Origin of the sequence: Microbacterium sp. NPDC077644 (genome assembly GCF_040702785.1) — a bacterium.
Classification (GTDB): Bacteria; Actinomycetota; Actinomycetes; order Actinomycetales; family Microbacteriaceae; genus Microbacterium.
Genome location: NZ_JBFBME010000002.1, coordinates 928,750 through 944,569, shown reverse-complemented (window position 1 = coordinate 944,569; position 15,820 = coordinate 928,750). Strand labels below are relative to the sequence as shown.

The 15,820-nt window shown below is 69.5% G+C and carries 17 protein-coding genes; 6 read left to right on the top strand and 11 right to left on the bottom strand.

Features of this window, described 5'->3' with window-relative positions; genetic code table 11:
- The first annotated feature begins 81 nt into the window (after nt 1-81).
- Nucleotides 82-921, top strand: a complete 840-nt coding sequence (locus tag AB0269_RS11560; RefSeq protein ID WP_366211345.1) for a DUF4097 family beta strand repeat-containing protein — start codon at nt 82-84, stop codon at nt 919-921.
- Nucleotides 918-1,550, top strand: a complete 633-nt coding sequence (locus AB0269_RS11555; RefSeq protein ID WP_366211344.1) for a PadR family transcriptional regulator — start codon at nt 918-920, stop codon at nt 1,548-1,550. Before AB0269_RS11560 ends, AB0269_RS11555 begins: the two co-directional genes overlap by 4 nt.
- Before the next feature lie 4 nt (nt 1,551-1,554).
- Here AB0269_RS11555 and AB0269_RS11550 read toward each other — a convergent pair whose 3' ends face one another.
- Nucleotides 1,555-2,097 carry a universal stress protein gene (locus AB0269_RS11550; protein WP_366211343.1) on the bottom strand — a complete coding sequence of 181 codons (543 nt, stop codon included), beginning with the start codon at nt 2,095-2,097 and terminating at the stop codon, nt 1,555-1,557.
- Nucleotides 2,098-2,247: 150 nt separating this feature from the next.
- Between AB0269_RS11550 and AB0269_RS11545 the strand changes: the two genes are divergently transcribed.
- A complete protein-coding gene (locus AB0269_RS11545) occupies nt 2,248-2,436 on the top strand; it encodes a DUF3073 domain-containing protein (RefSeq protein WP_175986667.1) in 189 nt (62 codons plus the stop codon).
- A 76-nt stretch (nt 2,437-2,512) separates the two neighbouring features.
- Here the strand turns inward: AB0269_RS11545 and AB0269_RS11540 are convergent, their stop codons facing one another.
- Genes AB0269_RS11540 through purM form a run of 3 tightly spaced genes read right to left on the bottom strand, consistent with a single transcriptional unit; the run spans nt 2,513 to nt 6,414 of the window.
- The gene (locus tag AB0269_RS11540; RefSeq protein ID WP_366211342.1) at nt 2,513-3,820 is read right to left on the bottom strand and encodes an MFS transporter; all 1,308 of its coding nucleotides are present in this window, start codon (nt 3,818-3,820) and stop codon (nt 2,513-2,515) included.
- Nucleotides 3,817-5,289 (bottom strand): amidophosphoribosyltransferase, encoded by a 1,473-nt coding sequence (purF, locus tag AB0269_RS11535; RefSeq protein WP_366211340.1) that lies wholly within the window; start codon nt 5,287-5,289, stop codon nt 3,817-3,819. Before purF ends, AB0269_RS11540 begins: the two co-directional genes overlap by 4 nt.
- Nucleotides 5,290-5,295: 6 nt before the next feature.
- Complete coding sequence (gene purM, locus AB0269_RS11530; RefSeq protein ID WP_366211339.1) at nt 5,296-6,414, bottom strand: phosphoribosylformylglycinamidine cyclo-ligase; 1,119 nt, start codon at nt 6,412-6,414, stop codon at nt 5,296-5,298.
- 79 nt (nt 6,415-6,493) lie between these two features.
- Here purM and AB0269_RS11525 point away from each other — a divergent pair, with 79 nt between their 5' ends.
- The gene (locus tag AB0269_RS11525) at nt 6,494-7,099 is read left to right on the top strand and encodes a zinc-binding alcohol dehydrogenase (RefSeq protein ID WP_366211337.1); all 606 of its coding nucleotides are present in this window, start codon (nt 6,494-6,496) and stop codon (nt 7,097-7,099) included.
- 75 nt (nt 7,100-7,174) lie between these two features.
- On the opposite strand, the gene AB0269_RS11520 is transcribed toward AB0269_RS11525, so the two are convergent.
- The 3 genes from AB0269_RS11520 to AB0269_RS11510 form a co-directional block, all read right to left on the bottom strand.
- The gene (locus tag AB0269_RS11520) at nt 7,175-7,489 is read right to left on the bottom strand and encodes a potassium transporter Trk (protein ID WP_227529905.1); all 315 of its coding nucleotides are present in this window, start codon (nt 7,487-7,489) and stop codon (nt 7,175-7,177) included.
- Nucleotides 7,490-7,530: 41 nt separating this feature from the next.
- Nucleotides 7,531-8,364 (bottom strand): siderophore-interacting protein, encoded by an 834-nt coding sequence (locus AB0269_RS11515; protein ID WP_366211336.1) that lies wholly within the window; start codon nt 8,362-8,364, stop codon nt 7,531-7,533.
- A gap of 112 nt (nt 8,365-8,476) precedes the next feature.
- A complete protein-coding gene (locus tag AB0269_RS11510) occupies nt 8,477-8,845 on the bottom strand; it encodes a sterol carrier family protein (RefSeq protein ID WP_366211335.1) in 369 nt (122 codons plus the stop codon).
- A gap of 34 nt (nt 8,846-8,879) precedes the next feature.
- Here AB0269_RS11510 and AB0269_RS11505 point away from each other — a divergent pair, with 34 nt between their 5' ends.
- A complete protein-coding gene (locus AB0269_RS11505) occupies nt 8,880-9,563 on the top strand; it encodes a CoA pyrophosphatase (RefSeq protein WP_366211334.1) in 684 nt (227 codons plus the stop codon).
- A gap of 15 nt (nt 9,564-9,578) precedes the next feature.
- On the opposite strand, the gene AB0269_RS11500 is transcribed toward AB0269_RS11505, so the two are convergent.
- The gene (locus AB0269_RS11500; RefSeq protein WP_366211332.1) at nt 9,579-10,379 is read right to left on the bottom strand and encodes a DUF805 domain-containing protein; all 801 of its coding nucleotides are present in this window, start codon (nt 10,377-10,379) and stop codon (nt 9,579-9,581) included.
- Between the two features lie 120 nt (nt 10,380-10,499).
- Between AB0269_RS11500 and purD the strand changes: the two genes are divergently transcribed.
- Entirely contained in the window at nt 10,500-11,777 is a 1,278-nt protein-coding gene (gene purD / locus AB0269_RS11495; protein WP_366211330.1) for a phosphoribosylamine--glycine ligase, read from the top strand.
- Between the two features lie 39 nt (nt 11,778-11,816).
- Here purD and AB0269_RS11490 read toward each other — a convergent pair whose 3' ends face one another.
- The 3 genes from AB0269_RS11490 to AB0269_RS11480 form a co-directional block, all read right to left on the bottom strand.
- A complete protein-coding gene (locus AB0269_RS11490) occupies nt 11,817-12,995 on the bottom strand; it encodes an ROK family transcriptional regulator (RefSeq protein ID WP_366211329.1) in 1,179 nt (392 codons plus the stop codon).
- 68 nt (nt 12,996-13,063) lie between these two features.
- A complete protein-coding gene (locus tag AB0269_RS11485; RefSeq protein WP_366211473.1) occupies nt 13,064-14,065 on the bottom strand; it encodes an ABC transporter permease in 1,002 nt (333 codons plus the stop codon).
- Between the two features lie 71 nt (nt 14,066-14,136).
- Entirely contained in the window at nt 14,137-15,621 is a 1,485-nt protein-coding gene (locus AB0269_RS11480) for a sugar ABC transporter ATP-binding protein (RefSeq protein ID WP_366211472.1), read from the bottom strand.
- Nucleotides 15,622-15,820 lie beyond the last annotated feature (199 nt).

Below are 15,820 nucleotides of genomic sequence, written 5' to 3'. Positions count from 1 at the left end.
AAGATCTTGACGAACTCGCGATATATCGTGTTACTCTCGCTTCAACGCGATATATCGCGACCTACGAACTCAGGAGAGAACATGACCGAGAAGTGGCTCATCGCCCCCGGCGAGGAACGCGTCATCGACATCGCCCAGGCGACCCGGCTCAAGGTCGGTCTGGTCGGCGGGCAGGTCGACGTCATCGCCCACGACGACCCCGGCATCCGCATCGAGGTGAGCGGTGTGACCGTGAAGGACCTCCGCATCGAATCCGACGGCACCCAGATCGAGATCGACCACCCGCAGCTGGGCTGGGACAACTTCCTCGAGGTCTTCCGCAACTTCGGTTCCGGCGGACCGAAGGCCGAGGTCAGCATCGCCGTCCCCCGCAGCATCGCCCTGAACCTCGGCGTCGTCAGCGCCGGCGCCCTCGTGTCGGGCCTCGCGAACGACGCGCGCCTGAACACCGTCTCCGGCGACATCATCGTCGACACCCACACGGGTGATCTGACCCTGAACTCCGTATCCGGAGACGTGCAGGTGCGCGGGCTGACCGGCTCCGCGAACGCCAACAGCGTGTCGGGGGATGTCGCGCTGACCGGCTCCGTGCGCAAGGCGACCGTCGACACGGTCTCCGGCAGCATCTGGGTGGATGCCGCCGGCGCCGTGAACACCATCAACCTCAACACGATCTCCGGCAACAGCACGATCCGACTCGAGGAGACTCTGCCGGCGAACTACGTCGTGCGCTCCATGAGCGGCAAGGTCACGGTCGACGGCATCGACCGTGGAACCTCCGGACCGACGAGCTTCACCGGGTCCACGGGCGAGCTGGCGGGGTCCTTCGTCGACGTCCGCTCGAAATCCGTCTCGGGCGACACCACGGTGCTGCGCCGGGCGCTCACGACCGTCGCGGACGACGAGGAGTGGGACTCGTGACCCCCGCCGTGTTCTCGCACGGCGACCTGCGCCTGTACCTGCTCTCGCTGCTCGCCGAGGCGCCGCAGCACGGATACGGGATCATCCAGGCGCTCACCGACCGCACCGGCGGCACGTACACGCCGAGCGCGGGCACCATCTACCCTCGGCTGGCGAAGCTCGAGGAAGAGGGCCTGGTCACCAAGACCGTCGACGGCCGCACCACGATCTACGCGATCACGGATGCCGGACGCGCCGAGCTCGCCGAGCGCGAGGGCGACCTCGCGGGGATCGAGTCCGGACTCGCCGATTCCGTCCGGCTCATCGCCAACGAGGTGCGCCAGAGCGTGCAGTCGGCGATGAAGAGTCTGCGCGCCGATCTCGCCGCCGCAGCCAGCGCCGAGCGCACGACGGCGCAGTCGCGTCCGTCGACCGCGGCACACGTCGGCGACGAACGGGCGGGCAGTCGCGATCAGCTGCACAGAGCGGATGCCGCGGTCAACGCCTTCCGCGCCCAGGTGCGGACCGACCTGCGCACGCACGTCGCCAAGGGCGGCGCGCTCGCGGCGGGTGTCGTCACCGAGCTCGAGAACGCGCTGGATGCCGCAGCGCACGCCGTCACGCGCGCGCTGAGCTCCGGAGGTCGCTGAGGACCTACTCGGTCCAGATCTCGGGCTGGTCGTCCGGAACCGCATCCTCCAGCGGCACCACGAGAACAGAGCGGTGCTGCCGGTGGGCGAGCCGGGCGGCCACCGAGCCGGTGAAGAACTCGCGGATCGATTCGCCCAGGCCCCGCTTGCGGGTGCCGACGACGATGAGCTGCGCGTCGAGCTTGTTCGCGAGCTGCTTGATCGCCAGAGCCGGGTCGCCGACCAGCTGACGGGCCGTCCACTTCAGGTCGGTGCCCTTCAGAGCGGTCGCCGCCGCCGCCTGCACCGCCTCGAATTCCGCGGCACCGGCCTCGATGTTCAGATCGATCGGCGCGGAGTGCACGTAGCCGTCCGGGTCCTCGTACGTGACGAAGCGCGTGACGTCGACGTGGGCGACGACGAGGGGCACTCCCAGCAGCTTCGCGTAGCGCACCGCCTCATCGAGCACGTGGCCGGCCTGATCGGGCTGCATGCCCACGATCACGGCCTTCTGGAGCTCGGCGTTCTGAGCCAGTTCGTCGGACGGGGAGGAGGCCTGGTCTGTCATGTTGATCGTTCCCTTCACCTGCCGGCGAAGGCCAGAGGACCTGGCCCTCGTGCTATTCTGAATGCTACTCTTACCGGCCGCACGCCGGTGTCGTGAAATGCCCCGGGCGCCAGTTCGCCCGGCAGCTGAACTCGTTAGGGGGTCTCGCGCATGGGCCGTGGCCGTCAGAAGGCGAAACACACCAAAATCGCCCGCGAACTCAAGGCGTACAGTCCGTCGGTGAACTACTCCGCGCTCGAGCGCGAACTGGGTCACCCGTCGGATGACGAGAACGCCTACGTCGATAAGTGGGCCGACCAGTACGCGGACGAAGACGAAGACGAGCTCGAGCGGGCCTGAGCCTGCTCGATCGTCGACCCCGTTGCCGCAGCAGCGGGGTCTTTGTCGTGCGACAGCCGGCCGCGGCATCCGCTGATCACCAGCGTCCGTACCGGGACTCCCACTCGTCCTCGACCGTGCGGCGGCGGCCGGCGATGACACCGAACGGGATCGCCACGACGAGCACCCCGGCCAGGACGATCAGCGGCACCGTCCATCCGGCGGTCGCCTCGTGCAGAACTCCGACGAGCAGCGGGAACACGGCGGCGAAGACGTAGCCGGTGCTCTGCACGAAGCTGCTGAGCGCCACGGCGCTCTGCGTCGTGCGGGCACGGATGCTGATGAGCACGAGCGCCAGCGGGAACAGGATGCCGACGAGCCCGAAGACGGCGACCCACAGCCAGACCGTGACCGCGTCGGACCAGAACAGGAGCCCGGCGACCCCGACGAGCCCGCACGCTACGGCGACGAGGAACAGCGTCCGTGTCGCCTGGAAGCGCACCACGAGGGTCGGCACGAGCAACGAGGCGGGCAGTCCCATGATCGCGAACAGCGACAGCAGCAGGCCGGCGACGGTCGCCGACACCCCAGTGGTGTCGGTGACGATCGCCGGCAGCCACGCGAACGACACGTAGGCCATGGTCGATGACGTGCCGAACACCACGGCGATCGCCCAGGCGAGCGGCAGCCGCAGCAGGCGGAGGAACACCCGCGAGTCGGCGGGCGCCACGACGATCGGGCCGGTGGCGAGTTCGGCCGGGTCTGAGGCGCCGGCAGCCGACGTCCGCGCGACGGGCCCCGACTGCGCGGCCGGCTCGGGCTGCGATGCGGCGCGCCCGGACACGAGCATGAGGATCCACGGCACGGCCCCGGCGAGCGCGAACACGCCCCACAGTCCCAGCGAGGTGCGCCAGCCCGCGGCATCCGCCACCGGCACCGCGACAAGCGGTGGCAGGAACGTCGACAGCGCCATGGCCGTCGTGTAGAGCGTGAGCATCATGCCGATGCGGTCGGGGAAGTACTTCTTGACCAGCGGCGGCACGAGGATGTTGCCCATCCCGATCCCGGCGAAAACCAGCGCCGAGGTCAGGAGCAGTCCGGTCGCGTCGAACGCGAGCCCGCGCAGCACGAGCCCCACGGCGATCACGATCAGGGCGATGATCGTCACCCGCTCGATGCCGAAGCGCCGCTCGAGCAGCGGTGTGCACAGTCCGAACACCGCGAAGCACACCGGCGGCGCGGTTCCGATGAGTCCGACGACCGCGGTGGGCAGGTCGAAGTCCGCGGCGATGTGGTCGAGAACCGGCGACAGCGACGCCACGGCCGAGCGCAGCGAGAACGCGCACAAGAGGATGCCGAGGACGGCCAGCGCCCGCCCCCGCCACAAGGGCGCGGCGGTGTTCACGACGACTGCGAGCTCTCCACCCAGTCGAGGTACTCCTCGGTGACCGTTCCGGTGACGTAGCGTCCGTCGAAGCAGCTCATGTCGAGGTCGGCGACCTCGGAGCCCTCGATGATCGCCGCCTTCAGGTCATCGACCTCCTGGTACACGAGGTGGTCGACGCCGAGCTCCGCGGCGATCTCGGGGATCGTCCGGCCGTGGGCGATGAGCTCGTGCTTGGACGGCATGTTGATCCCGTAGACGTGCGGGAAGCGCACCGGCGGCGCGGCCGAGGCGAACGTGACCGAGAGGGCGCCGGCATCCCGCGCCATCTGGATGATCTGCTTGCTCGTCGTCCCGCGCACGATCGAGTCGTCGATGAGCAGGACGTTCTTGCCGCGGAACTCGGTCGACATCGCGTTCAGCTTCTGCCGGACGCTCTTCTTGCGCACGGCCTGCCCGGGCATGATGAAGGTCCGGCCCACGTAGCGGTTCTTGTAGAAGCCCTCGCGGTACTCGATGCCGAGCTTGCGGGCGACCTCCATCGCGGACGGCCTGGCGGAGTCCGGGATCGGCATGACGACGTCGATCTTGTCGCGCGGGACGTGCTTGGCGATCGTGTCGGCGAGCCGCTCCCCCATCCGCAGTCGGGACTCGTAGACGGCGATGCCGTTCATCGTCGAGTCGGGCCGTGCGAGATAGACGTACTCGAAGGCGCACGGGTACAGCTGCGGGTCCGCAGCACACTGCCGCGTGTGCAGCTCGCCCTGCTCGGTGATGAAGATCGCCTCGCCGGGCGCCACCTCGCGGACGACCTCGTAGTCGCCGTTCTCGAGCACGAGCGATTCGCTGGCGACGATCCACTCGTCGCGCGCCGCACCGTCGGATGCCGCACCGCTGCGTCGCCCGAGGATGAGCGGGCGGATGCCGAACGGATCGCGGAAGGCGAGCAGTCCGTAGCCGGCGATCACGGCGATCACGGCGTAGGCGCCCTCGATGCGCTCGTGCGTGCGCCCGACGGCCTCGAAGATGCGCTCCGGGTCGAGGTCGACATCGCTGGTGGTGTGCTGCAGCTCGCCGGCGAGCACGTTCAGCAGCAGCTCGGTGTCGCTGGAGGAGTTCAGGTGCCGGCGATCGCGGCGGGCCATGTCGGCGGTCAGCTCACGGGTGTTGGTGAGGTTGCCGTTGTGGATGAGGACGATGCCGTACGGGGCGTTCACGTAGAACGGCTGCATCTCCTCCTCGCTGGATGCCGTGCCCTTGGTGGCGTAGCGGACGTGGCCGAGGCCGACGTTCCCGAGCAGCGATCGCATGTCGCGGGTGCGGAAGGCCTCGCGCACCTGGCCTTCGGCCTTGGCGATGTGCATGATGCCGTTCGGCTCGGCGGTGGCGATGCCGGTCGCGTCCTGCCCGCGGTGCTGCAGCAGCAGGAGTGCGTCGTAGATGTCCTGGTTGACGGGGCCGCCTGCGACCATTCCGACGATTCCGCACATGGGGTGTTACTTCGCTCCGTCCCGGTACGAGCCGACCAGCCGCACCGCTCCGCCGTCGACGCCCTTGGCGCCCTCTTCGAATGCACCGGCAGGACGCGCGCCGGTGAAGACCGTGGCGACCTGCCAGGCGTCGATGCCCTCCGCGGCGAGCGCGGCGATCGCGGCGTCCTTCTGGCTCTGGTCGATCACGGCGAGGAATCCGATGCCGAGGTTCCAGGTGCCCTCGGTCTCTTCCAGGGGCGTGCCGGCGATGTCGCTGAGCACGCGGAAGACCGGGCTCGGCGACCACGTCGAACGGTCTACCTCCGCCCAGCTGCCGACGGGCAGGACGCGGGCGAGGTTGGCGGCGATTCCGCCGCCGGTGACGTGGCTGAGCGAGTGGATGCTGCCCTCGGCGAGCGCGTCGATCAGGCGCAGCAGCGGCAGCGTGTACAGACGGGTCGGCTCGAGGAGCGTCTCGCCCCAGGTCGCGCCGAAGTCCGCCGCGGCGTCGCCGTAGCCGATGCCCGCGCCCGTGATGATGTGGCGCACGAGCGAGTAGCCGTTGGAGTGCAGGCCGCTCGATGCCAGTGCCAGGACGACGTCGCCGTCCTGGACGCGGTCGGCGCCGAGCACGGCATCCGCCTCGACCACGCCGGTCGCCGCCCCCGCGACGTCGTAATCGCGCGGACCGAGGAGCCCGGGGTGCTCGGCGGTCTCGCCGCCGACGAGCGCGGTACCGGTGGCCGTGCAGGCGTCGGCGATGCCGCGGACGATGTCGGCGATCCGCTCGGGGACGACCTTGCCGCACGCGATGTAATCGGTCATGAACAACGGCTTGGCGCCGACCACGACGATGTCGTCGACGACCATGCCGACCAGGTCCTGCCCGATCGTGTCGTGCTTGTCGATGTCCTGCGCGATCGCGACCTTCGTGCCGACGCCGTCGGTGCTGGTCGCGAGCAGCGGCTTGGTGCAGCCCAGCAGAGCGCTCGCGTCGAAGAGGCCGGCGAAGCCGCCGACTCCCCCGAGCACTTCGGGGCCGTGCGTCGCGCGCACCGACGACTTCATCAGCTCGACGGCGAGGTCGCCGGCAGCGGTGTCGACACCGGCTTCGGAATAGGGATTGGTGGGGGAGGCAGCCACGAGACAAGACTACCGGCCCGCACCCGCCGAGTTTCCCGCTTGCCCTTCCCCGTCCACGAGACCTCCATAGGATGGGGCCATGTCCGACAAGCCGCAGTGGCTGATCCGCGAAGACGCCGGAGTGCCGGTGCTCATCGCGCTCGCGCTCCGGCAGATGCTCGGCATCCGCGTGCCCGACGACCTCCCCGCGTTGCGCGACCTGCCGGTGCGCGCGCCGGATGCCGCTGACGCGACGCCCGCGCTCGAGGAGCAATGGCGCGAGTACTGGGACATGACCGTCGAGCCGCGCGCGCACCCGTCCGACGTCCCGCTCGAGCTCGTCGACGGCTTCGACACGCTGGTCGCGCTCCCCGCCACCGGCGCGGATGAGCTTCGCGCGGCGATCGCTCCGCTCGCGGATTCCGCCCTGCAGTACGCGCAGAAGGCCCGGGGCAGGTACTTCGACACGATGAAGACCGCCACTGGCGGAGGCGCCTACCGCGCATACGCCAGTGCGATCGCCGAGTTCGAGCGCGAGGTGGGACGGCGAGCCCACTCGTTCGAGTTGAATGTGCAGGTGCTGCCGTTCTCGCAACGGGGCATCTGGTGGATCGGCGCACTCACGGTCGCCGTGACGGACGGGATGCGGCGCGACGTCGTGGCCTTCGACGCCGCCATCCGGCCGATCATCGGCGAGTTGGCTTAGAGGTCAGCGCCGATGCTGGATGCTTTTGGTCGGTTTTGCGCGCGCAGAACCGACCAAAAGCATCCAGCGTAGCGGTCAGTCCTGCTCGATGACCGTCTCGCGGTCGACGCGCACCACACGGTCGTGACGACGGGCGATGCGCTCGAGCAGGATGGCGACGAGACCGCCGAGCGCGATGCCGATCGGCACCGTCCACAGCAGCGCGAACCCGAAGACCTGCCCCGGCGGGTAGACGACGTCGAGCGTCGTCGACGGCTCGTAGCTGCCCACCATCGTCAGGATGCCGGCGGCGATGATTCCGAGCACGACGCCGATCGCCATGAAGACGCCGTAGCGCGGCACGCGCCGCACAGTCGCTTCGACGGTCTCACGGGGTTCGGGGGAGGACATGCCTCCATTGTCCCACGCTCCCGAGCGACCGCGGTGGCCGCTCAGATCTGACCGATCGCCTCGCGCTTCTCAGCCTGGAAGGCGTCCTCACGGCGACCGTGCGCCCAGTAGGCCGACAGCGAGAGCTGCGTGCGGTCGACTCCGCGTTCGCCGGTCAGGTGCGGGCGGAGCTGCTTCATCGCCCCGCGCTCGCCGTGCGCGAAGACCTGCACGCGGCCGTCCCGCCAATCGAGCCCGCGGACGGCGTCGACGAGCAGGTCCGTCGTGCCCGCCTCGCTGTCCCCGCGGTGCAGCCAGCGCACCTCGATGCCCGCGGGAGCGACAAGCTCGAGCTGTTCCGATGCGTTCTGCACCTCGAGAAGGGCGACGCCCATGGCATCCGCCGGCATCGCCTCCAGCGCCGAGGCGATCGCCGGGATCGCCGACTCGTCGCCCGCCAGCAGGTGCCAGTCGGCATCCGGATCCGGGGCGTACCCGCCGCCGATGCCGCCGAGTACGACAGGGTCCCCCGGCTGCGCCGACGCCGCCCAGGGCCCGGCGATCCCCTCATCCCCGTGCGTCACGAAGTCGATCCAGATCTGCCCGGCGTCCAGATCGAAGCGCCGGATCGAATAGGTGCGCGTCGACGGCAGCAGTTCGATCGGCAGCTCCTCACGCAGCCGCTCGATGTCGTACGGCGGCGTCAGTCCGGCCTCGGCCGGCGCGAACAGCATCTTCGTATACGCGTCGGTGGAGCCGTTGTCCTCGACGGCCGAGATGCCCGGCCCGCCAGCGACGATCCGCACGAGGTGCGGCGTGAGGCGGATGCACTCGATCACCTCCAGGACGACCTGAGGACGTTGCGGGCGCTGCTGCGGGCGTTCGGGGGCTGCCATTCCTGCTCCTTCGATGCGTCCACGGCTCCGCCGCAGGACTCAAGTTAGGTATACCTTATCTCGAAGTGCTGAGGTGCGGGTCGTCGCCTTCGCGTGCGACTCGGATCCATCCCTAGGGGCGCAGCGGCAGGAGTCCCTCGAGGTCGGCACGGGTCCCGGATGCGTGAACGCGGCCGGCGGCGACGGCATCCGCCCAGTCCTCCGCCCCGGTGGCGAGGTCGATCCAGGTCGCGGCATCCATCTCGATCACGTTGGGCGGGGTGCCGCGCGTGTGCCGCGGGCCCTGCACGACCTGCACCGCGCCGAACGGCGGCACGCGCACCTCGACGCTGTTGCCCGGAGCCTTCTCGTCGAGCAGCTGCAGCAGGTATCGCACGGCCGTGGCGAGCACGGTGCGCGCAGGCTTGTCCCCTGCCGCGCGCGCATCACGGACGGCATCCAGCGCCGAGCGCCCGAGGAACAGATCGATCTTGCGGGCCATGCCTAGAGCCTATGGCGGGCGTAGGCTGAAAGGGATGACCGACCGCCAGCACACCCACGGCGCCCGCGCCGACCTGCTGGCGGCGGCGCGCAGCGAGAACTGGAGCCCCGGGGTGCTCCCGCAGCTGCCGGAAGGCGTCCGGGCGCGGCGCTCGGCCGTGCTCGTGCTCTTCGGGGTGCTCGACAGCATCCCGGCGCAGACCCCGGATGCCGCCGTCGCGAAGGACCTCGACGTGCTGCTGCAGCGCCGTGCGCCCACGCTGTCATCGCACCCGGGACAGGTCTCGTTCCCCGGCGGCGGGCGTGAACGAGCCGACCGCGACGATGTCGACACCGCCCTGCGCGAAGCCGAGGAGGAGACGGGGCTCGACCCTGCCGGCGTCGAGATCCTCGCGACGCTCCCCGCCCTGCCGCTGGCCGTCAGCAATCATCAGGTGACGCCGGTCCTGGGCTGGTGGACGAAGCCCTCGAAGGTCGCCGCGGTCGATCATGCCGAGACCGTCGAGGTGTTCCGCGTGCCCGTCGCGCAGCTGCTCGACCCCGCGACCCGCTTCCGATCCGTGACGACGCGCGGCTCGATGACGTTCACAGGCCCGGCGTTCGATGTCGACGGCACGATCGTGTGGGGCTTCACGGCGATGGTGCTCGACCGCCTGTTCGACGCGTGCGGATGGACCGTGCCGTGGGATCAGACCCGCGAGCGACCGGTCGCCGTCTGAAACCGGCCCCGAACGTCAGAGCCGATCGAAGCGCTGCCCCTGCGCGTTCGAGGGCAGGATCGTGAAGACCAGCACGACCAGCCCGCCGATGTACGTCAACGACAGGAACCAGAACGGCCCGGCGAAGTTCGCGTCGTGCAGTCGGCGCCACGCGATCGCGAGGCTCGGCACGATCGTGCCCAGCCCGACCACGATCATGATGAGGACGAACAGTCCCGAGATGGCGGCCGCCCACCCGGCGGAGTCTCCGGCGGTGGATGCCTGTGCCGCTCCGACGCCGCCCAGCACGCCGACGATCACGAACAGGACGGTCCACACGAGCGCGAGGAACAGCTGCACCCACCAGTACTCGCTGCGTGATGCCCGTCCGGTGAACGTGGCGTACTTCGTGAAGTAACGGCTGATCGCCTGGCCGAACGTCGCGCCGTACAACGGCAGCGTCAGATCGTCCGGGCTGGCGGCGCCGCGCGGCACGGCGGGGTATACCGGATAGGTCGGATACGCCGCGGCGCCGTACGCCGGCGGCGGGTAGCCCTGCGCCCCGGGCTGAGCGGGGTAGCCGGGCTGCGAGGGATAGCCGCCCTGGACGGGATGACCGGGCTGAGCGGGGTAGCCGGGCTGAGCGGGGTAGCCGGGCTGAGCCGGATAACCGGCCTGGGCGGGATAACCGGGCTGCGCCGTCGGGGCGGCGTAACCCGGCTGAGCGGGCGGCGCCGGATACGCGGGCTGCGCGCCCGGAGCGGAATACACCGGAGGCGCACCCGGATACGGCTGCTGCGGCGCGGGCGGCGGCTCGTACGGCTGCTGATCGGTCATGCTGCTCCCTCCGAAGCATCCTGATGATGCTCCCCAGGCCGTGAGCCTAGCAATCCCGGGCGACGACGCCTGGCGTCATGACCACGACGCGGCACCATCCGTGCTGGGTAGTCTGGACGGGTGAAGATCCTCGTCCTCGGTTCCGGTGCCCGTGAGCACGCGATCATCCTCGCGCTGAAGGCGGAGGACGCCGGCCACGAGCTGCTCTGCTCCCCCGGCAACGCCGGCATCGCCGCGGATGCGACCCTCGTCACGGTCGACCAGCTCGACGGTCGCGCGGTCACCGCATACGCGGACGAGCACTCGATCGACCTCGTCGTGATCGGTCCCGAAGCTCCGCTCGTCGCCGGCGTCGCCGACGCGCTGCGCGAGCGCGGCATCCCGGTGTTCGGCCCCGGCAGGGCGGCCGCCCAGCTCGAGGGCTCCAAGGCCTTCGCGAAGCGGATCATGGATGCCGCAGGCGTTCCGACCGGACGCGCCGTGCGCGCGGCATCCGTCGCCGATGTCGAGGCCGCATTCGACGATCTGGGCGCCCCGTACGTCGTCAAGGCCGATGGGCTCGCAGCCGGCAAGGGCGTCATCGTGACCTCCGACCGCGCCGAGGCGCTCGCACACGCGTCGCAGTACCTTCCCGCAGGACCCGTGCTCGTGGAGGAGTTCCTCTCCGGACCCGAGGTCTCGCTCTTCTTCCTCTCCGACGGAGACACCGTGCGCGCGCTCAGCCCGGCGCAGGACTTCAAGCGCGCCTTCGATGGAGACGAGGGCCCCAACACCGGCGGCATGGGCGCGTACTCCCCGCTGCCGTGGCTGGGCGAGCAGTTCGGCGGCGAGCGCGCATTCGTCGACCTCGTCACCGAGAAGGTCGCCTTGCCCGTCATCCGCCAGCTGGATGCCGAGGGCACACCGTTCATCGGGTTGCTGTACGCCGGCCTCATCCTCACCCCCGCAGGCGTGAAGGTCATCGAGTTCAACGCCCGCTTCGGCGACCCCGAGACCCAGGTGGTGCTCCCGCGCCTGCGCACTCCGCTGTCGCAGCTGCTGCTGGCAGCGGCATCCGGAAATCTCGAGGCGCAGCCGCAGCCGGAATTCGCCGACGATGTGGCGATCACCGTCGTGCTCGCCAGCGAGGGCTACCCGGAGGCGCCGCAGACGGGCCGCCAGATCTCGGGCCTCGCGGATGCCGCGGGCATCGAGGGCGTGCGGATCGTGCATGCCGCCACGGCGGGGCCGGATGCTCCGGGCGGCGACCTCGTCGCGACCGGCGGCCGCGTGCTCAACGTCGTCGCGGTCGGATCGGACTTCGCCGACGCGCGCACCCGCGCCTACGAGGCGATGGGTCGCATCGGCCTGGACGGCGCGCACTACCGCCGCGACATCGCCGCGGCCGTCGCGGAGTAGCCAGGGGCCGTCTCGAAGGACGGTCCGTCGCGGGACGACTCAGCCGTCGAAGCCGAAGCTCTGCGGCAGGATCTCGGGCGAGAGGGCGTACTCGACCGCGAGCATGCTCGCGCCGCGCACCGCAGCCTCCCCCGCCGTGACCGACTGCACGATCGCGAGGTGCTCGGTCGCCAGCGGCATCGACCGGGTGTAGACGACCTCGCGGACGCCGGCGATCAGATGCTCGCCGACGCGCGCCATCGCGCCGCCGATCGAGATGACCGAGGGATTGAGCAGGCTGACGGATGCCGTGAGCACCTCGCCGAGGTCGCGACCTGCTTGACGCACGGCCTGGATGGCCTCGAGGCTCCCGCTCTTGACGAGCTCGACGACGTCGTTGCCGTCCTTGGCGTCGATGCCCTTCGCGGTCAGCGACCGGGCGATCGCCGGCCCGGATGCCAGCGCCTCGAGGCATCCGGTGTTCCCGCAGTGGCACGGCACATCGGCGCCGCGCGCCACGCGCACGTGCCCGAAGTCGCCGGCGATGCCCTGGGCGCCGCGCAGCAGCCTGCCACCCGAGATGATGCCCGCGCCGATGCCGGTGGCGACCTTGACGAAGATGAGGTGGTCGGTCGCAGGCCACGCGACGGCACGCTCCCCGAGCGCCGAGATGTTCACGTCGTTGTCGACGAGCACCGGCACTTCGAGATGCTGCTGCACCCACCCCGGCACGTCGAAGCCATCCCACCCCGGCATGATCGGCGGCTTCGCAGGGCGACCCGTGGAGTATTCGACGGGCCCGGGCACACCCACGCCGATCGCGGCGATCTGCTCGTGACCGAGACCGGCTTCGGTGATCAGCTCGTTCGCGGTGTCGACCATCCAGGTGAGCACGGGCTCCGGCCCGAGCGAGACGGCCAGCTGACCGGTGCGCTCGGCGAGGATCGTGCCGGCGAGGTCTGTCACCGCGACCGTGGTGTGCGATGCGCCGATGTCGGCCGCGATGACCACCTTCGCGGACGGGTTCAGCGCGAACTGCGACGGGGGGCGACCACCGGTCGATGCGGCGTCGGCGACGGGGGCGATGAGTCCCATGCGCATGAGCTCGTCCACGCGCGCCGCGACCGTCGAGCGGGCCAGACCCGATGACTTCGCGAGCTCCGCGCGCGTGCGCGGCGCGCCGTCTCGCAGCAACTGGAACAGTTCGCCGACGCCGACGGCGCTGAGATTACCGGCCATTCTTCCTCTGTGATTCTCGCGAGTCGCCTGTGGTGCTCGCGACATCAGCGGTTCACGAGGGCGCCAGTTCATTTCTGCTTCGGAACTGAGAAGTTTACGCCGCCGACGGTCATGTCCCTGCGACCCTTGACCTTGCCGACCGCGAACCGCTGCTGAAGCAGCACGGCCACGACGATGATGAGGCCCTTGGCCACGGCCTGCGCCGACGAGGTGAGGTTGTTCTGCACGAACACATTCGACAGCGTCGCGAAGATCAGCACGCCGAACACCGTGCCGGTGATGGTTCCGCGCCCGCCGACGAGCAGGGTGCCGCCGACGACCACGGCGGCGATGGCGTCCAGCTCGTACAGCTGACCGTGCGTCGAGGTGCCGGCCGTCGTGCGTCCGAGGATCATGACAGCCGCGATGCCGGTCGTCAGGCCCAGCAGCGCGTACAACCACATCGTGTGGCGCTTGACCTTGATACCCGCAAGGCGCGCGGCCTCGGGGTTGCCGCCGATCGCGACCGTGCGGCGCCCGAAGGTCGTGCGGTTCAGCAGGAACCAACCGGCAGCGGCGACGACGATGAAGATCCAGATGAGGATGTCGATGCCCAGCAGATCGACGTTCATGGCGCGGACGAAATCGCGATCGTTCATGACCAGCGTGCGGTTGTTGGCCAGGATCTCGGCGAGCCCGCGTGCGCCGACCATCATCGCGAGGGTCGCCATGAACGCCGCGACCTTGCCGTAGGCGATCACCACACCATTGATCAGCCCCGCGCCGAGACCGACGAGCAGGGCGACGACGACGGTGACGATCCAGTGGCTGGACTCGGCGATGTCCTGGATCGCGGCGAGCGATGCGACGACGGAGGCCAGCGCCATCACCGCGCCGACGGACAGGTCGATGCCGCCGGAGATGATCACGAAGGTCATGCCGATGGCGATGACACCGATGATCGAGGCCTGACGCAGGATCACCAGCGCGTTGTCGAAGTTCAGGAAGTTCGACGAGGTCACTGCTCCGACGATGATGAGCACGAGCAGAGCGAGGACCAGGCCGAGGTTGCGGCCGACGGACCCCGACATGAGCCGCCGCAGCGGCGACACGGTCTCAGCGGGCGGCTGTGCGGGTGGAGCGGTGGGTGGGGTCTGCACGCTCACGCGGCGACTCCTTTCATGACGAGGTCGAGCACGCCGTGCTCGTCGATCTCGGATGCGGGAAGGGTGGTGAGGACGCGGCCGTCCCCGATGACGAGCACGGAGTCGGCGAGGCCGAGGACCTCTTCGATCTCGCTCGAGACGACGACGATGGCATGGCCGGATGCCGCGAGACGGCGGATCAGCGCATAGATCTCGGAACGCGCGCCGATGTCGACGCCGCGGGTGGGCTCGTCGAGCAGCAGAACCGAGCTGCCGTGCACGAGCCAGCGGGCGAGCAGGATCTTCTGTTGGTTGCCGCCCGAGAGCGTCGCGGCTGGTCGTTCGGGGTCGGCAGGGCGCAGCTCGAGAGCGTCGATCTGCTCCCCGGTGATGCGCCGCTCCGTGCGCTCGTCTAGCAGCGGGCCCTTGGCGAAGCGGCCGAACGACGACAGCGTGACGTTCTTGAAGATGGGTTCGCCGAGCACGAGCCCCTGCGACTTGCGCTCCTCGGGGCTGAGCCCGACGCCGGCGGCGACGGCGGCCGCCACCGAGCCGCGCGGCAGCTCCCGGCCCTCGATGCGGACAGTGCCGGCCGAGGCCTTCCGCGCTCCGTAGATCGTCTCGAGGATCTCGCTCCGCCCGGAGCCCACGAGACCTGCGAGACCGATGATCTCACCGGCGCGCACCGAGAACGAGACGTCCGCGAAGACGCCGTCGAGGCCCAGACCCTCGACCTCGAGGAGGACGGGTGCATCGGCGGCGATGGGCTCGGCTGGCGGGAAGACGTTCTGCACCGTACGGCCGGTCATGTGCTTGATCAGCTCGGCCGTCGGCGTATCGGCGACGGACAGGTTGCTGGCGACGGTCGCCCCGTCCTTCAGCACCGTGATGCGGTCGCCGATCTCGCGGATCTCCTCGAGGCGGTGGGTGATGTAGACCACCGCGATGCCCTGAGCGGTGAGCTCCTTGACGACGGCGAAGAGGTTGCGCACCTCCTCGGAGTCGAGGACGGCGGAGGGCTCGTCCATGATGATGAGCTTCGTGTCGTGCGAAAGAGCACGCGTCATGCTGACGATCTGCTTCTCGGCGGCGCTGAGAGTGCCGACCTCGGCGTGCGGCGACATCGATCCATGGCCGAGCCGCTGCAGCAGCCGTTTGGTCTCCTGTGCGAGCTGCCCACGGCGCGTGAAGCCGAACCGGTCGAACTCGTGTCCGAGGAACACGTTCTCGGCGATCGTGAGGCCGTCGACGACGTCGAGCTCCTGGTACATCGTGGAGATCCCGAGTGAGATCGCCGCCTGCGGGTTCGCGATGTCGACCGCTTCTCCCATCCAGCGGATCTCGCCCGCGTCGGGCGTGTGGACGCCCGCAAGGGTCTTGATCAGCGTCGACTTGCCTGCGCCGTTCTGACCGAGCAGGCAGTGCACCTCACCGGGCCGCACCTCGAGGTCGACGCCGCGAAGTGCTCGCACGCCGACGAAGCTCTTCTCGACTCCGCGCATCTCCAGTAATGCCGGGAACTGGTCATCTTTGATCACAGCAGTGAACATAACATGCTCGGCGGGCGAACGCGAGAGGCGATCTTCGGATCGATCAGCCGCCTCATCCGCGCTGAAGCATCCCTGGATCGTTGAAATCTCGGCGATCGATCCTCGATCACGACTTTTGATCTTCTTTCAACAAAAGGTGGCTAAGTCGTGA

What these genes read in the sequence shown, in the direction of transcription:
- AB0269_RS11560 (WP_366211345.1), top strand. Translation starts at nt 82, where the DNA reads ATGACCGAGAAGTGGCTCATCGCCCCCGGCGAGGAACGCGTCATCGAC.
- AB0269_RS11550 (WP_366211343.1), bottom strand. Translation starts at nt 2,097, where the DNA reads ATGACAGACCAGGCCTCCTCCCCGTCCGACGAACTGGCTCAGAACGCC.
- AB0269_RS11545 (WP_175986667.1), top strand. Translation starts at nt 2,248, where the DNA reads ATGGGCCGTGGCCGTCAGAAGGCGAAACACACCAAAATCGCCCGCGAA.
- purF (WP_366211340.1), bottom strand. Translation starts at nt 5,289, where the DNA reads ATGTGCGGAATCGTCGGAATGGTCGCAGGCGGCCCCGTCAACCAGGAC.
- AB0269_RS11525 (WP_366211337.1), top strand. Translation starts at nt 6,494, where the DNA reads ATGTCCGACAAGCCGCAGTGGCTGATCCGCGAAGACGCCGGAGTGCCG.
- AB0269_RS11520 (WP_227529905.1), bottom strand. Translation starts at nt 7,489, where the DNA reads ATGTCCTCCCCCGAACCCCGTGAGACCGTCGAAGCGACTGTGCGGCGC.
- AB0269_RS11515 (WP_366211336.1), bottom strand. Translation starts at nt 8,364, where the DNA reads ATGGCAGCCCCCGAACGCCCGCAGCAGCGCCCGCAACGTCCTCAGGTC.
- AB0269_RS11510 (WP_366211335.1), bottom strand. Translation starts at nt 8,845, where the DNA reads ATGGCCCGCAAGATCGATCTGTTCCTCGGGCGCTCGGCGCTGGATGCC.
- AB0269_RS11505 (WP_366211334.1), top strand. Translation starts at nt 8,880, where the DNA reads ATGACCGACCGCCAGCACACCCACGGCGCCCGCGCCGACCTGCTGGCG.
- AB0269_RS11500 (WP_366211332.1), bottom strand. Translation starts at nt 10,379, where the DNA reads ATGACCGATCAGCAGCCGTACGAGCCGCCGCCCGCGCCGCAGCAGCCG.
- AB0269_RS11490 (WP_366211329.1), bottom strand. Translation starts at nt 12,995, where the DNA reads ATGGCCGGTAATCTCAGCGCCGTCGGCGTCGGCGAACTGTTCCAGTTG.
- AB0269_RS11485 (WP_366211473.1), bottom strand. Translation starts at nt 14,065, where the DNA reads ATGTCGGGGTCCGTCGGCCGCAACCTCGGCCTGGTCCTCGCTCTGCTC.
- AB0269_RS11480 (WP_366211472.1), bottom strand. Translation starts at nt 15,621, where the DNA reads ATGCGCGGAGTCGAGAAGAGCTTCGTCGGCGTGCGAGCACTTCGCGGC.